17 protein-coding genes are annotated in these 17,732 nt (G+C 66.8%); 11 read left to right on the forward strand and 6 right to left on the reverse strand.

Annotated elements, in window-relative coordinates; translation table 11 throughout:
* The first annotated feature begins 26 nt into the window (after positions 1 to 26).
* Positions 27 to 2,468, forward strand: coding sequence for a TonB-dependent siderophore receptor (locus IB261_RS12785; RefSeq protein ID WP_192382926.1), 2,442 nt, complete (start codon positions 27 to 29; stop codon positions 2,466 to 2,468).
* Positions 2,469 to 2,499: 31 nt separating this feature from the next.
* Here IB261_RS12785 and IB261_RS12790 read toward each other — a convergent pair whose 3' ends face one another.
* The 4 genes from IB261_RS12790 to IB261_RS12805 all read right to left on the reverse strand — a co-directional run bounded on the left by IB261_RS12790 (position 2,500) and on the right by IB261_RS12805 (position 6,364).
* Positions 2,500 to 2,919 (reverse strand): group II truncated hemoglobin, encoded by a 420-nt coding sequence (locus IB261_RS12790; RefSeq protein WP_081516890.1) that lies wholly within the window; start codon positions 2,917 to 2,919, stop codon positions 2,500 to 2,502.
* A gap of 214 nt (positions 2,920 to 3,133) precedes the next feature.
* Complete coding sequence (locus IB261_RS12795; protein WP_081516891.1) at positions 3,134 to 3,961, reverse strand: SDR family NAD(P)-dependent oxidoreductase; 828 nt, start codon at positions 3,959 to 3,961, stop codon at positions 3,134 to 3,136.
* Entirely contained in the window at positions 3,948 to 4,874 is a 927-nt protein-coding gene (locus IB261_RS12800; protein WP_192211092.1) for an alpha/beta fold hydrolase, read from the reverse strand. The genes IB261_RS12795 and IB261_RS12800 overlap by 14 nt, the downstream gene beginning before the upstream one ends.
* The gene (locus IB261_RS12805; protein WP_192382925.1) at positions 4,871 to 6,364 is read right to left on the reverse strand and encodes a flavin-containing monooxygenase; all 1,494 of its coding nucleotides are present in this window, start codon (positions 6,362 to 6,364) and stop codon (positions 4,871 to 4,873) included. Before IB261_RS12805 ends, IB261_RS12800 begins: the two co-directional genes overlap by 4 nt.
* A 118-nt stretch (positions 6,365 to 6,482) precedes the next feature.
* Between IB261_RS12805 and IB261_RS12810 the strand changes: the two genes are divergently transcribed.
* The 3 genes from IB261_RS12810 to IB261_RS12820 all read left to right on the forward strand — a co-directional run bounded on the left by IB261_RS12810 (position 6,483) and on the right by IB261_RS12820 (position 9,046).
* Positions 6,483 to 7,145, forward strand: coding sequence for a TetR/AcrR family transcriptional regulator (locus IB261_RS12810; protein ID WP_081516894.1), 663 nt, complete (start codon positions 6,483 to 6,485; stop codon positions 7,143 to 7,145).
* A gap of 197 nt (positions 7,146 to 7,342) precedes the next feature.
* Positions 7,343 to 7,960, forward strand: coding sequence for a LysE family transporter (locus IB261_RS12815; RefSeq protein ID WP_192382924.1), 618 nt, complete (start codon positions 7,343 to 7,345; stop codon positions 7,958 to 7,960).
* A 141-nt stretch (positions 7,961 to 8,101) separates the two neighbouring features.
* Positions 8,102 to 9,046 (forward strand): Dyp-type peroxidase, encoded by a 945-nt coding sequence (locus tag IB261_RS12820; RefSeq protein WP_192382923.1) that lies wholly within the window; start codon positions 8,102 to 8,104, stop codon positions 9,044 to 9,046.
* A gap of 4 nt (positions 9,047 to 9,050) precedes the next feature.
* Here the strand turns inward: IB261_RS12820 and IB261_RS12825 are convergent, their stop codons facing one another.
* A complete protein-coding gene (locus tag IB261_RS12825; protein ID WP_081516897.1) occupies positions 9,051 to 9,956 on the reverse strand; it encodes a LysR family transcriptional regulator in 906 nt (301 codons plus the stop codon).
* A 174-nt stretch (positions 9,957 to 10,130) separates the two neighbouring features.
* On the opposite strand from IB261_RS12825, the gene IB261_RS12830 reads away from it, so the two are divergent.
* From IB261_RS12830 to IB261_RS12845, 4 genes are all read left to right on the forward strand, one after another.
* Positions 10,131 to 10,880, forward strand: coding sequence for an SDR family NAD(P)-dependent oxidoreductase (locus IB261_RS12830; protein WP_081516898.1), 750 nt, complete (start codon positions 10,131 to 10,133; stop codon positions 10,878 to 10,880).
* Between the two features lie 120 nt (positions 10,881 to 11,000).
* Positions 11,001 to 11,492 (forward strand): MarR family winged helix-turn-helix transcriptional regulator, encoded by a 492-nt coding sequence (locus IB261_RS12835; RefSeq protein ID WP_081516899.1) that lies wholly within the window; start codon positions 11,001 to 11,003, stop codon positions 11,490 to 11,492.
* Complete coding sequence (locus tag IB261_RS12840; RefSeq protein ID WP_192382922.1) at positions 11,485 to 12,243, forward strand: class I SAM-dependent methyltransferase; 759 nt, start codon at positions 11,485 to 11,487, stop codon at positions 12,241 to 12,243. The genes IB261_RS12835 and IB261_RS12840 overlap by 8 nt, the downstream gene beginning before the upstream one ends.
* On the forward strand, positions 12,240 to 12,668 hold the full coding sequence (locus IB261_RS12845) for a thioesterase family protein (protein ID WP_192382921.1): 429 nt from the start codon (positions 12,240 to 12,242) through the stop codon (positions 12,666 to 12,668). Before IB261_RS12840 ends, IB261_RS12845 begins: the two co-directional genes overlap by 4 nt.
* Positions 12,669 to 12,680: 12 nt before the next feature.
* Here the strand turns inward: IB261_RS12845 and IB261_RS12850 are convergent, their stop codons facing one another.
* Complete coding sequence (locus IB261_RS12850) at positions 12,681 to 13,361, reverse strand: phytanoyl-CoA dioxygenase family protein (RefSeq protein WP_192382920.1); 681 nt, start codon at positions 13,359 to 13,361, stop codon at positions 12,681 to 12,683.
* A gap of 175 nt (positions 13,362 to 13,536) precedes the next feature.
* Between IB261_RS12850 and IB261_RS12855 the strand changes: the two genes are divergently transcribed.
* From IB261_RS12855 to IB261_RS12865, 3 genes are read left to right on the forward strand one after another with little or no spacing between them, the layout of a single operon-like run.
* The gene (locus IB261_RS12855; RefSeq protein WP_192382919.1) at positions 13,537 to 14,316 is read left to right on the forward strand and encodes an efflux RND transporter periplasmic adaptor subunit; all 780 of its coding nucleotides are present in this window, start codon (positions 13,537 to 13,539) and stop codon (positions 14,314 to 14,316) included.
* Positions 14,313 to 15,632, forward strand: coding sequence for an efflux RND transporter periplasmic adaptor subunit (locus IB261_RS12860; protein ID WP_192382918.1), 1,320 nt, complete (start codon positions 14,313 to 14,315; stop codon positions 15,630 to 15,632). The genes IB261_RS12855 and IB261_RS12860 overlap by 4 nt, the downstream gene beginning before the upstream one ends.
* On the forward strand, positions 15,629 to 17,725 hold the full coding sequence (locus tag IB261_RS12865; RefSeq protein WP_192382917.1) for a site-2 protease family protein: 2,097 nt from the start codon (positions 15,629 to 15,631) through the stop codon (positions 17,723 to 17,725). The genes IB261_RS12860 and IB261_RS12865 overlap by 4 nt, the downstream gene beginning before the upstream one ends.
* Positions 17,726 to 17,732: the final 7 nt, after the last annotated feature.

Raw genomic sequence — 17,732 nt, forward strand, 5'->3', positions numbered from 1 at the left:
TCGGTGACCATGAGAGAAGGACGACGATGAATTCCCCGCATTTCCCCCCGGCAAATTCCCTGCACCCTCTGCGCGCTCGTGTGCGGCTGGCCATCCTCTGCACCGCCTTGCTGGCGCCCCTGCCGGCGCTGGCCGAGACGGTTGCCACGCAGCGCTATCAGATTGCCGCGGGTGAACTTGGTCAGGTGCTGACGCGCTTTGCTGCCGAGTCGGGGATCGTGCTGTCGTTCGATTCGCGCTTGACCCGCGGCCTGAACAGCACGGGTCTGGACGGCCGCTTCCCGGTGGAAGAGGGGTTGCGCACCCTGCTTGCCGGAACGGGCATTCGCGCCGTGCGGGAAAGTGATGGCCGCTTTACCCTGGTGGCCGCGTCCACCGAAGGCGCGCTGGAGATGGACGCCACTTCGGTGATCGGCCAGGGCCTGGGAGAAACCACCGAACACACCGGCTCCTACACCACCGGCAGCACCAGCACCGCCACCAAGCTGCCGTCGTCGCTGCGCGAAACGCCGCAGTCGGTGACGGTGATGACTCGCCAGCGCATCGACGACCAGGCCCTGGCCGACCTCAATGACGTTGTGCAGAACACCCCGGGCATGGTCATCCGGCGCACGGGGCCGGAGCGCTCCACCTACTACGCCCGCGGCTTTGCCCTCGACAACATCATGTACGACGGCCTGCCCACCAGCCTCGACAGTTCCCAGCTGTCCCAGGACCTGCTGTCCGCAGACATGGCCATGTACGACCGGGTGGAAGTGGTGCGCGGTGCCACCGGCCTGATGCAGGGTGCCGGAAACCCGGCCGCGGCCATCAACCTGATTCGCAAGCGTCCTACGCCAACCTTCCAGGCCAGCATCCAGGGCAGCGCCGGCACCTGGGACCGCTACCGCACCGACCTCGACGTGTCCGGCCCGCTGACCGACAACGGTGCCGTGCGCGGCCGGCTGGTCACCGCCTACCAGACCCAGGGCAGCTTCCGCGATTCATTGGATAACGAGCGCAACCTGTTCTACGGAATCGTGGAAGCCGACCTGAACGACAGCACCACCCTGACAGTCAGCGCGTCGCGCCAGCAGGACGACTACAACGGCAACGGCTGGACCGGCCTGCCCGTGGGCTTTGACGGCAGCGACCTGAAGCTGTCGCGTTCCACCTCGCTGAGCAATGACTGGGAGTACTGGAACAAGACCAGCACCTCCGCGTATGCCGCCCTCGAACACGCCCTCGACAACGGCTGGAAACTCAACCTGTCGGCCACCAGGACCTGGGCCGACCTGGACATGCTGGGCACCTACATACTCGGGCGCACCGCCACCCAGACCTATGACCAGTACGTCGGCGCCGGCCATTACCGGGAGAGCCAGAACAGCTTCGATGCCTACGCCAGTGGCCCGTTCCGCCTGATGGACCGCGACCACGAACTGGTGTTCGGCGCCAGCCATCGCCGCGTGGTGTTCAATGGTGATGTGCCGCCAAACGTGCTGCTGCACAGCAATATCGATATCTACAACTGGAACGGCGACACCCCGAAGATTGCCAGCCAGACCAAATACGGTTGGCAGAACACCAACGCCAAGCTCAACAGCGTTTACGCGACCACCCGACTGAGCCTGGCCGACCCGCTGAAGCTGATTCTGGGCAGTCGCCTGGACTGGTACGAAAACGATACCAGCGCGCCCTACAAAGGCACGGAGACGGAGCTGAAGGTCAACCGTCACGTCACCAAGTACGCCGGCCTGGTCTATGACCTGGACGCGCATCACTCGGTCTACGTCAGCTACACCGACATCTTCAAGCCGCAGAGCTACTTCGATACTTCAGGCTCGGTCATCGAACCCATCACCGGCAAGAACTACGAGCTGGGCATCAAGGGGGAGTATTTCGATGGTGCGCTGAACGCTTCCGCCGCCATCTTCCAGCTGGACCAGGAGAACCGCGCCAAGGCCATCACCGACCAGAGCCTTTGCCCCAGCTACCCCACGACCTCGTGCTACGAGGCGGCCGGCGAGGTGCGCAGCAAAGGCATCGAACTGGAACTGCAAGGTCAGCTCACGCCCAACTGGCAGCTGGGCGCCGGTTACACCTTCACCGAAGCCAAATACCGCAAGGATGCGAACAAGGCCAACGAAGGGCGCCTGTTCGATACCGACATACCACGACACCTGTTCAAGATGAGCACGACCTACACCTTGCCCGGCGCGCTTGACCAGTGGCGCATCGGTAGCTCCCTCTACAGGCAGAACCGCATCTACAACAAAGGCACCACCTACATGGTCGAACAGGACGCCTTCACGCTGGTGGACTTCATGGTGGGGTTCAAGCCGACTGCCCATATCGATGCACAGCTGAACCTGAACAATGCGTTCGACAAGAAGTACTACAACTCGCTGAGTTCCTCCGTCACGGTGCCAAGCAACGTGTATGGCGAGCCGAGGAACATGATGCTGTCGGTGAAGTACAGTTTCTGAAGCGGCTGGCCGGGCAGGCGACGGAGGTGGCTCAGCTGTGCCGCGCCTGGCTTGCCTGCACCACCCGGTGCGCCGGCACGCGCAGTTGCGTCAGCAGGTAGTCGGCGAACTCCGGGGAGAAGGGCTGCAGGGCAATGGCGCGCTCCATGCAGCCCAGCCAGGCGGCGCTGAGAGCTTCGTCGACGGGCCACTGGGCGTGGAAGGACGGGATGGAGATCGAACCATATTTTTCACTGAACAGCCTTGGGCCGCCCAGCCAGCCACTGAGGAAGCAGGCCAGTTTGTCGCGGGACTGCTCCAGGCTTTGCGGGTGCATGCGGCGCAGGTTGGCCGCTTCCGGGAGTTCATCCATCAACCGGTAGAAGTCATCGACCAGGCGGCGCAGGCCGTCGATGCCGCCAGCGGCCTGGTAGGAGGCATCGCCTGTGCCGAAGGGAAGGGTGCTGCTCACGTTCGGGGGCTCGCTGAAGTTTGGGGAGACCCGATCATACCCGGCGCGCCGGCGGATGGCCGCAGGCTGGTGCCGGTTCAGGCTCGATGCTCCTGCTCTATTCGCCTCCCGGCTCCTCCCTGACCGGCGCAGCGAACGCCGCACGCGTCGGATTCGGTGCGGAGCAAAGAGGCCAGCAGGGCTGGCCTCGGGTTCGGCCTGCGGGGGAGGGGTATTACTTCGCCCTGCTGCGCTGGTTCATCAGCCGCTCGATGATGCCCCAGTAGTTCACCGGCACCAGCCGCTCGATGAGCGAGAGGATCAGCGCATCCATGCCGACGATGACCCGCGCGCGGTCCTTCTCGATGCCGTTGAGGATGATGCCGGCGGCCTTGGGCGGTGGCATGCGCAGCAGGCGGTTCATCTCCTTGCGCTGGCGCTCGACCTCGGCCGGGTCGATGTCCTTCGGCGCCTTGGCATTGGTGGCGATGGAGGTGGCGATGCCGCCCGGATGGACGACCATCATGTCCACGTTGCTGCCGCGCAGTTCGTGACGCAGGGAATTGCTGAAACCGCGCACGGCGAACTTGCTCGCACTGTAGGCGGCCTGGCCGGGCGGGGAGACCAGACCATAGAGGCTGGAGACGTTGACGAACTTGCCGGGCGCGCCGTTGCGCTGAAGTACCGGGAGGAAGCCGCGGGTGATGTCGACGACGGCGTGGAAGTTGATCGCCATGAGCCAGTCGAAGTCTTCCTCGCTCACCCGGTCGAAGCTGCCGCCGACGGCTACACCGGCGTTGTTGATTACCAGGTGAACCGTCGGGTGTTCCTGCAGCACCTGCTCCGGGAGCTGTCGAACAGCATCCCGTTGCGCCAGGTCGAGTACATGCAGGCTGACGTGGCGGCCGGTGCGCGGGAGGCGGGCGAGGGTCTCGCGCAGGCCGGCTTCGTCGCGGTCGACCAGGGCCAGGTGGCAGCCTTTCGCGGCGAGTTGCTCGGCGAGTGCGCGACCGATGCCGCTGGCTGCCCCGGTGAGTACGGCAACCTGATTATCGAGCTTCATGAGAGTTGTCCTGAGTGCGCTGGATGTGGTCGGCGATCAGGCGCGAGAGCTGATGCGCCTGGAACGAGTCGATCTGGTGGCGCATGCCACGGATCACCTGGTGAGTCGCGCGGGGAATCGCCCGGGCGGTGGCTTCGCCGCCGCTGGGGTGGACCATCCGGTCGAGGTCGCCGTGCAGCACCAGGCTGGGCGCGCTGATGGTTTTCAGCTGGGCCGTGCGGTCGCCGGAGCGCAGGATCGCGCCGATCTGCCGGAACAGCGCCCTGGCGTCGGCGCGTTCGCCGTTGCGCACCCAGGCCAGCGCGGAGTAGTCCTGCCACTGGGCCAGGGCATCCGGCGCGTTGGCATCGCCGATGTGGCTCATCATGGCGCTGTAGCTGGCTATGGCTTCGTCCCGCGACTTCGGCGCCTTGGCCCGCGACAGGCGCCAGAGCGTCGAGTACGCAGGCTGTCCGACGCGGCGGTTGCCCGTGGTCGAGAAGATCGACACCAGCGACTTCACCCGGCCGGGATGGCGGTAGGCGAGGGTCTGGGCAATCATCCCGCCCATGGACATGCCGACCAGGTGGGCGGCGCCGATATTCAGGTGCTCGAGCAACTGGGCGGTGTCGTCGGCCATCTGCTCCAGGCCGTAGCAGGCGTCCGGCGCCTTGCCGCGCAACTGCTGGAGCTGGCTCGGATGAGGCGTCGAGCTGCGGCCGGAGCGCCCGGCGTCACGGTTGTCGAAGCAGATCACCCGCAGCCCGCTCTCCACCAGTCGGTCGATCAGCGCGGCGGGCCAGTAGACCATCTGCAGGCCGAGCCCGGCGATCAGCACCAGCGCCGGCGCGGCTTCGCTGCCGTGTTCCGAGTAGCACAGGCGCAGGCCGTTGGGCAGTGTGGCGAAGCGTTCTTCGTGCAGGGCCAGGCTCATGCGCGGGCTCCTCCCACCTTGGCGGAGACGAACTCCAGGGCCGGGTCGTCGATGCGGCCCTTGCGGAATACCTTCACGTCGGCGGCGTAGTTCCAGGACATGGACCAGGGCTGCGTGCTGCCCTGCCGGGGCAGCTTGTCGAGGGAGCGCTGGACGTAGCCGGCACCGAAGTTCAGCAGCGGTTCGGTCTTCATCGACGGGTCGGCCCTAGGGGTGCAGACCTCATAGCCGCGCTTGTGCATGTAGCCGAGCAGCCGGGTGAAGTGCTCGCACAGCAGGCCGATCTTCAGTGTCCAGGATGAGGAGGTGTAGCCGATTGCGATGGCGAAGTTGGGGATGCCGCTGAGCAGCATGCCCTTGTAGGTGACGCACTGCGACAGCGGCACCGGCTGGCCGTCGATCTTCGGCTGGATGCCGCCCAACGGCTGCAGGTTGAGGCCGGTGGCGGTGACGATCAGGTCGGCTTCGAGATGCTCGCCGGAGCGAAGCTGGATGCCCGTCGGGGTGAAGCGCTCGATGTGGTCGGTGACAATGGACGCCTTGCCCGAGGAAATCGCCCGGAACAGGTCGCCGCCAGGCACTGCGCACATGCGCTGATCCCAGGGGTTGTAGGGCGGGTTGAAGTGAACGTCCACCGGGTAGCCTTCGGGCAGCATCCGCGTGTTCAGCTTGTGGATGATCTCGCGCGCCTTGTTCGGGAAGCGCTGGCAGAAGGCGTAGACCCAGCGCTGCTTGGCGATGTTGAAACGGCGCGTCAGGGTGAACGCCAGGTCGACGCCCAGCCACGGGCGCAGCCGGCGTGCGATCGGGTCCTGTGCGGGCACCGGCAGCACGTAGGTCGGTGTGCGCTGCAGCATGGTGATGTGCGCGGCCTCGTCTGCCATCGAGGGAATCAGGGTCACCGCCGTGGCGCCGCTGCCGATGACGACCACGCGCTTGCCGCGGTAGTCGAGGTTCTCCGGCCAGTGCTGGGGGTGCACAATCTGCCCCCGGAATTCGTCCTGGCCCTGGAAGTCGGGAGCGAAGCCCTGGTCGTAGCGGTAGTAGCCGGCGGCAGTGAAGATCCAGCGCGCCTCGATGACCTGTGTTTCCTGGGTGTCTTCGCGGCGGATCGTGACCTGCCAGCGCTGGCGTTCGCTCGACCAGTCGGTGTCGGTCACCCGGTGCTGGAAACGGATGTTTCGGTCGATGCCGTTCTCCCTGGCGGTTTCGGCGATGTAGGCCTTGATCGAGGCACCGTCGGCGATAGCCTTGTTCTCCTTCCACGGCTTGAAGCCGTAGCCGAAGGTGAAGAGGTCGGAGTCGGAGCGGATGCCCGGATAGCGGAACAGGTCCCAGGTACCGCCCAGGTCGGCGCGCGCCTCGACGATGGTGTAGGAGAGGGTCGGGCAGTCCTTCTGCAGGTGGTAGGCGGCGCCGATGCCGGAGATGCCGGCACCGATGATCAGAACGTCAACGGAAGCAAGACAGTGGTTTTTTGTTGTAGTCATCGAGTTGCACCCTGGTTGTGACAACGAATGGCCGTGACAACGAACGGTTGTGACAACGATTGTTGTCAATTAACTCTGGAGTGTGACAGCGCTTGTTGTCAAGGAGTAAGATTTCGCCATGAGTGAATTACCTTCCCCCGCCGATGCGTCGGCGGAGCGCACCTATTCCGGTGTGGCAGTGGCCGAACGAGCCGCCCAGCGGCGGCAGCGCTTCATCGAGGCCGGTATCGAGCTGTTCGGTACCGTGGGCTACCACGCCACCACCATGCGCACCCTCACGGCGGCGACGGGCCTGACCAACCGCTACTTCTATGAGTCCTTCGCGACCATGGAGGACCTGCTGGTGGCCTGCTACGAGCAGCTCATGGGCGATTACCGGGAGCGCCTGAGCCAGGTGCTGGACGCGGCGGAGGGCGGTGTCGAGCCACGCCTGCGTGCGGGCCTGACCTGCTTCTTCGAAGCCATGACCAATCCCCAGTTCGCCCAGGTGACCCACCGCGAAGTGCTGGGTGTCAGCCCGCGGGTCGACGAGCTGTACAGCCGTCACATGGGTGAGTTCGCCGAGCTGATGATGGAGTACCTCGAGCGCGCGGGCGTGCCGATCACTTCCCATGATCCGCGTGAGATGGCGCTGGTCGGTGCGGCCCTGGCCGGCTCGGCCATCCATGCCGCCGCGGCCTGGGTGCGCAGCCGCTACTCGGCGCCGATCGGCGTGGTGGTGGAGGCGACCCTGAAGATCTTCCTCGGTGCCGTAGGGCAATTGCAGGCGCCGAAAGGCTGAGCGGCCGGCCCCTGGCGTGCACTGAGCGCCGAAGCCTTCGCCTTGAGTGCGCTGTTGCGTCGACCTGCTGGGTCCGCAGCCGAAAGCTGCCATCGCCCGACAGCAGCCGGACGATGATGCGAAGGGCGCCCCATGCAACCCTGGGTGATAGACTTGCACGCTTAAAGTCTCGCCTGTCCTGCCCAGGAGCTTCCCCCATGTTCGGAGTGACCGATTACGGCGCCTTCCTGATTGCCTTCGTGGTGCTCCTGGCAATTCCCGGTCCGGGCAATTTCGCGTTGATCACCGCGACCGGCAAGGGCGGTGTGAAGGCAGGCCTCGCGGCGACCTGCGGGGTGATCCTCGGCGATCAGGTGTTGCTGTGGATGGCGGTGGCGGGTGTGGCGACGCTGCTGGCGACTTACCCGGCGGCCTTCCACGCGGTGCAGTGGCTGGGGGCGGGCTACCTGGCCTGGCTGGGCCTGCGCATGCTGCTGAGCAAGCCCGGCGAGGCGCCGCGGCAGAGCCGCATGGACAACGGCCACTACCTGCGCCAGACCCTGCTGATCACCTTGCTCAACCCCAAGGCCATCGTGTTCTACATGGCCTTCCTGCCGCTGTTTGTCGACCCGGTGAAGCACCAGGGGCTGGTGACCTTTGCCTTCATGGCGGCGACCGTGGCGGTGGTGACCTTCCTCTATGGGCTGGTGGCTGTGCTGCTGACCCACAAGCTGGCTGAGCGCATGCGCGCCAACCCGCGGGTGGCCAATCTGCTGGAACGCCTGGCCGGCGCCTGCCTGCTTGGTTTTGGCATCAAGCTGGCGGCGATGCGCTAGGGAGCGACGCGGCATCCGTTTGAGCGAAGGGCCGGCCCGAAAGACCGGCCCTTTGTTTTTTGCAACCCGCATTGTCAACGCTGCGAGCGGGCTGCTTTGATAATCTCATCCCCCTGATTCCACTGGCGGCGAATGGAAACCATGCTCAACGAATCCCCCGAACCCCAATCCGTCGATAGCCCGATCACCCGCAGCGCGATCTTCCTCGTCGCCACCCTGACGCCAGGCAAGGACTGGAGCCCGGTGCGCGCACTCTGCGAAGACGTTGCCGCGCTGGTGCGCTCGGTCGGCAAGCGTGTACCGACGGGCAACCTGTCCTGCGTGGTGGGCTTCGGTTCGGCGGCCTGGGATGCGCTGTTCGGCGCTCCACGCCCGGCGTCCCTGCATGCCTTCCGCGAGATCGGCAGCGGCGAGCGGGTCGCGGTGTCCACGCCGGGCGACCTGCTGCTGCACATCCGCGCCGAGCAGATGGACCTGTGCTTCGAGCTGGCGGCGCAACTCGTGGGGCGCCTGGGCGATGCGGTCACGGTGGTCGACGAAGTGCAGGGCTTCCGCTACTTCGACATGCGCAGCATCATCGGCTTCGTCGACGGCACCGAGAATCCGGAAGGCCGCGAGGTCGCGCATTTCACCCTGATCGGCGACGAGGACGCGGGCTTCGCCGGCGGCAGTTATGTGCTGGTGCAGAAGTACCTGCATGACATGACCGGCTGGAACCAGCTCTCCACCGAAGCCCAGGAACGCATCATCGGGCGCACCAAGCTGGCCGACATCGAGCTGGGCGACGATGTGAAGCCCAGCTGCTCGCACAGTTCGCTGACCACCCTGGAGAAGGACGGCCAGGAGGTGAAGATCCTGCGCGACAACATGCCGTTCGGCCGGCCCGGAGCGGGCGAGTTCGGTACCTACTTCATCGGTTACGCGCGCTCGCCGGCGCCGGTGGAGGAGATGCTGGAAAACATGTTCGTCGGCCGCCCGGCCGGCAACTACGACCGCCTGCTGGACTACAGCAAGGCGGTGACGGGCAGCCTGTTCTTCGTGCCTTCGGCCGAACTGCTCGAGTCGCTGGCGGACAAGCAGCCCTGAGGACTCAGCCGGCGACCTTCGTCGGGAAGCACCCGACCAGCCAGTCGATGAACACCCGCAGGCGGTGCGTGACGTAGCGGTTGTGCGGGTAGACGACGTGGAAGGGGTAGGGCGCCGGGCGCCAGTCCGCAAGAATCTCCACCAGCGAGCCATCACGCAGGGCGGCGCCGGCGGCGTAGGAGAAGGTCTGGACGATACCCAGGCCGGCCACGCAGGCGGCCAGGTGCGCGTTGCTTTCGTTGACGCCTATGCGGTGTTCGAGCTTCAGCTCGCTGCGTTCGCCGTCGCGCTCGAAGCGGAAGGGCACCGCCCGGCCGTTCTGCGGCGACAGGTAGCTGACCAGCCGATGGCCGTTGCGCAGCTCCTCGGGGTAGGCGGGGATGCCGTTGTGGCGCAGGTATTCGGGTGAGGCGCAGGTGACCATGGTTGCCTGGCCGATGCCGCGCGCCACCAGTGACGAGGCGTCCAGCGCGCCGCCGCGGATCACGCAATCGACGTTGTCGCCGATCAGGTCCACCGAGCGGTCGGACACGCCCAGGTCGATGCGGATGTCCGGATAGCGCGCGAGAAAGTCCGGCAGCAGCGGCACCAGCACGTCCCGCGCGGTGGAGCCGCCAACGTCGATGCGCAGGTGGCCGCGTGGCTTGCTGCGGGCGATGTTGAAGGTCGAGTCGATGTCTTCCAGGTCGCGCAGCACGCGGGTGGCCTTGGCGTAATAGTCCTGGCCTTCCGGCGTCACCGTGACGCGCCGCGTGGTTCGCTGCAGCAGGCGCACGCCCAGGTGCGCTTCCAGCTCCTGCACCAGCTTGCTCAGGGTGGCGTTGGGCATGTCCAGCGAGTCGGCGGCGCGGGTGAAGTTGCCGGCCTCCACGACGCGGGCGAAGGCGCGGATGGCCTGGAGCTGATCCATGGGAATTCCTCTGAAGGGATCATCTGATTATCCATGGATATGGATAGTCATTCCATTGTATGCGCTTTTTCCATCAATCGACGGGCCCTAGAGTAGCGCCATGCCTCACCGCAAAGCCGCGACAGACGCAGGCTGCGAGGCAGAACCCTCAACCGCGAATCTCAGGAGCTCATCATGAACAAGTCCCTCACTGGAAAAGTTGCACTGGTCACCGGCGGCAGCACTGGCATCGGCCTCGGCGCCGCCCAGGAGCTTGCCGCGCAAGGCGCCCGGGTGTTCATCACCGGCCGCCGCCAGGCCGAACTGGACGCCGCCGTGGAAGCCATCGGCCCGGCCGCCACGGCCATCCGTGCCGACGCCTCGGTGCTCGCCGATCTCGATGCGGTGTATGCGCAGATCGCCAAGTCCGCCGGTCGCCTGGACATCCTCTTCGCCAACGCCGGCGGCGGCGACATGCTGCCGCTGGGGGCGATCACCGAGGAGCACTTCGACCGCATCTTCGGCACCAACGTGCGCGGCGTGCTGTTCACCGTGCAGAAGGCGCTGCCGCTGCTGACCGACGGCGCGTCGGTAATCCTTACCTCATCCACCACCTCGATCCAGGGCACCGCCAACTTCAGCGTCTACAGCGCCAGCAAGGCCGCCGTGCGCAACTTCGCCCGCTCCTGGGCACTTGACCTCAAGGACCGTGGCATCCGCGTCAACGTCGTCAGCCCCGGCCCGGTGCGCACTCCCGGCCTGGGTGACCTGGTGCCCGAGGAGGCACGTCAGGGCCTGTTCGACGCGCTGGCCAGCCAGGTGCCGCTGGGCCGCCTGGGCGAGCCGCGGGAGATCGGCAAGGCGGTGGCCTTCCTGGCCTCGGAGTCCGCCAGCTTCATCAACGGCATCGAACTGTTCGTCGACGGCGGCATGGCTCAGGTCTGACTGCGCAATGGACCGGGCAGGGCGCAAGCTCTGGCCGGTCCTGCCGCTTTCATCTGCGTACCGGCTTGCCAGTTGCATTAGCGCTAATGTAATTTGAAGCCATCGATGGAGAGGGCTGCGATGAACAGAAAGAACGAACCCGGCCTGGGTGAACTGCTGCGCTACGTCTCGGAACTGGTTGAGCTGGGCGCCGAGGAGCATTACCAGCAGATGGGCATGAACTACCGGGCCCGCTACACGCCGGTGCTGCGCGCCATCCGTTCCGGGGCGCAGACGGTCACCGAGATCACCGCGCGTACCCACCTGACCCAGGGCGCCATCAGCCAAACCGTCGGCCAGATGGAGACCGACGGTGTGATCACCCGCCAGCGCGCCGAAGACGGCCGCAAGAGCGTGCTGCAACTGACGCCGGTAGGGAAGAAGCTGGTGAGCAAGCTCAACACCCACTGGGCGGCGACCTTCGAAGCCATCGAGCAGCTGGAAACCGAGATCGGCCATCCGCTGCGTCGCGTGCTGGAAGACGCCGCACGCGCCCTGGAAGCACAGGGCTTCTCCGAGCGTCTGAGCCACGCCAAGCAAGCCCTGAAGACAGGAGCCACCAGCCATGAGTAACCCGTCGAGCGACCTGCGTAACTGGTTCGACCAGGGTGGGCAGGCCTACGCGCGCTTCCGTCCCGAATATCCCGTCGAGCTGGCCGCCCATCTGGCAGCGATGGCACCCGACCGGGTGCTCGCGGTCGATGTCGGTTGCGGCAGCGGCCAACTGACCCGGCAACTGGCCGAGCACTTCAATGCAGTGGTTGGCTTCGATCCCAGTGCGGACCAGATCGCCCATACCGCGCCGCAGGAGAACGTCAACTACGCCTGTGCCCCGGCCGAGGACCTGCCGCTGCTCAGCCGCAGTGCCAGCCTTATCACCGCCGCGCAGGCCGCGCACTGGTTCGATCTGCCGAGGTTCTACGCCGAAGTGCGGCGGGTCGCCGAGCCCAACGCGATCCTGGCGCTGATCAGCTATGGCGTGCTCCGGCTGGAAGGGGCGCTGGGCGAGCGCTTCGAGCAGTTCTACTGGAAGGAGATCGGCCCCTACTGGCCGGCCGAACGCAAGCTGGTGGACAGCGGCTACGCCACCCTCGACTTCCCCTTCGCCGAGTTTCCCGGCCCGGAGATCGCCATTCGCCTGGAGTGGAACCTCGGGGAGTTCCTCGGTTACGTCTCCACCTGGTCGGCGGTGCGCAGCGCCCGCGAGGCCCGGCGCGAAGACCTGCTGCATGACTTCGCAGCCGACATGGCCGAGCGCTGGGGCGATCCCACTGCGCGGCACCGGGTCAGTTGGCCCATCAACATGAGGATCGGACGCGTATGAACCCGCCAGTGCTTGCCGTTGGACTGACTCACAATGAAACCCTGATCGTGGAGCAGCGGCACACGGTGCCCCAGGTGGCGACCGACTGGCCTGGCTTTGCCGACATGCCGCCGGTGTTCGCCACCGCCATGATGATCGGCTTCATCGAGCAGACCTGCATCGAAGGGCTGCGGCCCGTCCTCACACCTGAGCAGCGCACGGTGGGCACCCAGGTGGATGTCAGCCACATCGCCGCCACGCCGGTGGGGATGAAGGTGACGGCGGCGGTGGAGCTCATTGCCATCGATGGAAAGTCGCTGCTGTTCCGCGTCGAGTGCCGCGACGAGGCGGGCGTCATCGGCGCCGGCACCCATCGTCGCGCGATCATCGATCTGCAGCGGTTCGTCCAGCGGCTGGGGGAGAAGTCCGCTGCGGTTGCCGGCTAGTCGGCGTACCGCTCAGCACGACTGCGGCGGATCGAAACGCTCGGCGGTGTTCATCCGCACATTGCGCAGGCCCACAGTCTCCAGGTGCGCTGCATATAGAGGCTCGGCCCGGTAGCTGATCAGGATCGTGCGGCGCCGCGCGCCGCTGCTGTTCAGACTGCCGGCGTGCACGAGGTCGACGTCGAACACCAGGATGTCGCCGGCCCGGCCGCTCAGCTGCAGGGAATGGGACTCGTCAAGGAAGTCGAAGGGTGGCTGGCCAGGGGCGGGCCGATGGCTGCCGGGTGCGAGGCGGGTGGCTCCGTTTTCTGGCGAGAAGTCATCGAGGAAGGCGAGGGCGCTGACCATGTCCCCCGGACGCAGGGCGGACAGATCACGGTGCAGTTGCTGATGGCCGCCTCCGGGCAGGGGTTCACGTCCCTCTGCCTGGGCGAGGAAGAATCGCTCGCCGATCAACGCGCCGGCTGCTTCCAGCAGCGGCGGCAGTCGACAAGCCGCTTGGGCGCAGGGCTCCAGGTCGATCTGCGCGTGGCGCCAGTCCACGCCACGGGGCACGGGCCAGCGATCCGAGGGCAGGACGTTGGCATCGAAAGCCGCGCGCAGCTCCTCCAGCAGGGCGCGCGGGATCGCCTGGCGCAGCAGGGCGTAACCTTCGCTGTGGAGTCGCTGGTAGTCGAGCTTGGCTGCATCCATTTGCCTTTCGTCCTTGTGCTCTGTCCGATGGGCCCGGCCTAGAGCGGTTGCCGCGTTGAGCCGGGTTTTCGCCGGCGCCGACCGGCAGCCAAGCCTACGGAGGAATTCTGCTGCGGCCAATATCCGCCGCTTGCGGAGTACCGTAGACTCCGCCGATCTGCAGGGAGAGCTGACAATGCATAAAGGGATCTGGCTGGGTTTTGGGGTGTCGCTGTGCGTGGCGGGAGCGGCCTATGCCGCGGACCCCGCTCAGGACGACCCCTTGCTGTCGAGCCCGCCGTCCTCCGCTGGTTCGGGCGATGTCCGCGGCATCCTGCGGGCGCGGGACCAGGCGATGCTGTCGAGCGAGCTGTCCGGGCGCATCCTGGAAATGCCATTCGCGGACGGCCAGTCCTTCCGCAAGGGCGATGTGCTGGTGCGCTTCGACTGCTCGGCCTATCAGGCCCAGCTCAATGCCGCCCAGGCCGGCGCCAAGGCGGCCAGCGAACAGCTGGGTCACAACCGCCAGCTGGCGGCGCTCAACTCATTGGGGCGCTTCGAGGTCGCACTGGCCGAGGCCAAGCTCTCCGAAGCCCAGGCGCAGGCTCAGGTCTACAGGGTCCAGGTCGGCCGCTGTGCGGTGGTTGCGCCCTTCGACGGCCAGGTCGTGCAGCGCAAGGCGCAGCCCTTCGAGAGCGTTTCCGGCGGCGCGCCGCTGCTGGAAATCGTCGACAACCGCAGCCTGGAAATCCGCCTGCTGGTGCCTTCGCGCTGGGTGTCCCGGTTGAAAGTGGGACAGTCCTTCACCTTCGTGCCCGATGAGACCGGCCAGCCGCTGCAGGTAGAAGTCAAACGCCTGGGCGCGCGGATCGACGAGGGCAGCCAGATGCTCCCGCTGATCGCTTCGCTGCCGGGGGACGCCAAGGGCCTGCTGGCTGGCATGAGCGGCACCGCGCGCTTCGCGGAGACGCCATGAACGCGCCGCAGGTCGGTCTGGCCGAGCGTGTCTTCGCGCAGTTTCTCGCCCTGGAGCGGCAGGCGCGGGCTTGCTCGACGGTGGAGCAGCTGGCGTATCACATGGTCAACGACGCCCAGGCGCTGTTCGGTTACCGCCATGCGGCGCTGCTGATCGCGGGCAAGGTCCGGGCACTCACCGGCATCAGCGTGGTGGAGCCCAACGCTCCCTTCGTGGCTTTCGTCGAGCAGGCTTGCGGCCAGTTGCACCAGCACGATGCGCTGGGCAAGGCGCAGCGCGTGGACTTCCAGCAGCTGGGCGCACAGCAGCAGATCGATTGGCAGGAGCTCTCCGCCGGCGAGGTCTTCTGGTTGCCGCTGGCTGATCGTCAGGGCGCAGTCTTCGGTGGCCTCTGGCTGGCCCGCGAGCAGTCGTGGAGCGAGGCAGAGCAGGCGTTGCTGGTGCAGTTGGGCGATGCGTACGCACATGCCTGGACGGCCCTGCAGCCGCGCAAGCCCTGGCGGCTGCGCTGGCCAAAGAAGAAGCTGCTGGCGATTGCCGCAGTGCTCTGCCTGCTGCTGCTTGCGCCCGTGCGCCAGTCAGTGCTGGCGCCGGCCGAAGTGGTGCCGCTGGATGGCCAGGTGATCGCTGCGCCGCTGGATGGCGTGATCCAGCAGGTGCTGGTCAAACCCAACCAGGCGGTGAAGTCCGGCGACCTGCTGGTGCGCTTCGACGCCACGACGTTGCAAGCCCAGGCCGATGTTGCCGAACGCTCACTCGGCGTGGCCGAAGCCGAGCTGAAGGCCAACTCCCAACGTGCTTTCTCCGATGCCGAGTCCGGCGCCAAGGTCGATCTGCTGGCCGCACGGGTGGAGCAGAAGCGCGCCGAGCGTGACTATGCCCGCGACCTGCTGGCCCGTGCCGAAGTGCGGGCGCCGCGTGACGGCATTGCGGTGTTTGCCGACGCTGAACGCTGGACCGGCAAGCCGGTGCAGACCGGCGAGCGCCTGATGGATCTGGCGGACCCGCACCAGGCGGAGCTGCGCATCGACCTGGCGGTGGGGGACGCCATCGTCCTCGAGCCAGGCTCGGAAGTCGTGCTGCTGCTCGATAGCGATCCGCTGCGCCGCCATGACGCTCGCCTGCAGCGCGCGGCCTACGAGGCCCAGACCACTGCCGCCGGGCAGCTGGCGTATCGACTCGACGCGGCGTTCGACGAGGCGCCCCCGCGCATCGGCCTGCGCGGCACCGCCAAGCTGTATGGCGATCGCGCCCCGCTGGCCTATTACCTGTTGCGCCGGCCGCTGGCGGCAGCGCGGCAGAGCCTGGGCCTGTGATGCTGCCAGCGCTGCGACCGGACCTGCAGCTGTCGCCAGCCGCACCGGCGCTGGACGGAGCACCGCAATGGACGCTGGCCGACCCGTTGCGCGGGCGCTACTTCAAACTCGGTGGCGCTGCGGTGCGGCTGTTGCGCCACTGGGCGCTGGGCGACCCGCAGCGGGTGCTGGGGGCGGCCAATGCAGAAACCGGCGAGACCCTGGGGGCGCAGGAGCTGGAAGAGTTCCTGCGCTTCCTGCGCGGGCATGACCTGATCGCCGCCGTGGACGCCGAACAGCGCGCCAGCTACGGGCAGAAGGCGCAGCTGCAAAAGCGCAGCCTGTGGCAGAAGGTGCTGCACCAGTACCTGTTCTTCCGGATTCCGCTGTGGCGCCCGGATGCCTTTCTCAATCGCGCCTGGCCGGTCCTGCAGCGCAACGGCGGGTGGATACTGCGCTGGGGCTTGCCGCTGGTGTTCGCCCTCGGGCTGTTCCTGGTGGCGCGGGACTGGCAGCGCTTCCTGGCGACCTTCCCGCATCTGTTCAGCCTGGGCGGGGCGCTGGCCTTCGGTGTTTCGCTGACCTTCGCCAAGCTCTGCCACGAGTTCGGCCATGCCTTCATGGCCAAGCGCGCCGGTTGCCGGGTGCAGAGCATGGGTGTGGCGTTCATGGTGATGCTGCCGATGTTCTACACCGACGTCAGCGACGCCTGGCGCGTCAGCGACCGACGCTCACGACTGTTGATCGGCGCCGGTGGCGTGCTGGCCGAACTGGTGCTGGCAGTGCTTGCGCTGCTGGCCTGGTCGCTGCTGCCGGACGGGCCGCTGCGTACTTCGGCCTTCATGCTGGCCAGCGCCACCTGGATCACCACGGTGCTGGTGAACCTCAATCCGTTCATGCGTTTTGACGGCTACTTCCTGCTCACCGATCTGCTCGGCGTGGAGAACCTCCAGGCGCGGGCTTTCGCCCTGTGTCGCTGGCGGCTGCGCGAGGCGCTGTTCGGCTACGGCGAACCCATGCCTGAACCCTGGCCCTTACCGTTGCGCCGGCGTCTGCTGATCTGGGGGTACGGCTCGTGGATCTGGCGCGCGGTGCTGTTCTTCGGTATCGCCCTGGCGGTCTACCACCTGTTCTTCAAGCTGCTGGGCATCTTCCTGATGCTGGTGGAGCTGGTCTGGTTCATCGGCCTGCCGATCTGGCGGGAGCTGCAGGAATGGTGGCAGCGCCGCGAGCAGGCTGCACCGCGCAAGGTCGTCGGGCTTGGCCTGACGCTGCTGGCTCTGCTGGCGCTGCTGATCGTGCCCTGGCGCAGTGCCGTGGAAGTGCCGGCGCAGCTGGAGGCGACGCGTGCCGTGGCGCTGCATGCACCGGCGGCTGCCCGGGTCGGGCGACTGCTGGTGCGCGATGGCCAGACGGTGGAGCAGGGCGAGTTGCTGCTGGAACTGACTTCACCGGACCTCGATGCCAGACAGCTCATCGTGCGCCGCGAGATCGATCTGCTGCAGTTGCAGTTGCGCCGCCAGGCGGGCCGTAGCGAGACGGCTGCCGATGTCGGCATTCTCGAACAACGGCTGGCGGAGTCGGTGGCCCAGTACCGGGGCCTCGCTGCCCAACGCGAGCGCCTGCTACTGCGCGCACCGCAGGCCGGGGTCATCCGCGACCTGCTGCCCGACCTGAGCCCGGGCCGATGGTTGAAGCCTGCCGATGTGCTGGTGCGTGTGGTGGAGCCAGGCCTGCGCCTGCGCGGTTATCTGGCGGAGGCCGACCTGTGGCGTGTGCAGAACGGTGCGCAGGGGCGTTTCATCGCCGACGACCCGGCCCGCCCGGCCGTGCCGGTGCAGCTCGATGAAGTGGACGCCAACGGCGCGGTCTTCGTCGAACTGGAGGCGCTGAGCTCCGATCATCATGGCCCGATTGCCGTGCGCCGCGATGCCCAGCAGCGCGCCGAACCGGTTCAGGCGCAGTACGGTGTGCGCCTGAGCCTGCGCGATGCCCCGTGGGCCCTGGCGCAGCCGCAGCGCGGCATGGTCGTACTGGACGGCAGTGGGCAGTCGATCCTGGGGCTCGCCTGGCGGCGGCTGGCGGCATTGGGTGTGAGGGAAAGCGGATTCTGAGGCGGCG

The organism is Pseudomonas sp. PDM20 (genome assembly GCF_014852575.3).
In the GTDB taxonomy this organism is placed as follows: Bacteria; Pseudomonadota; Gammaproteobacteria; order Pseudomonadales; family Pseudomonadaceae; genus Pseudomonas.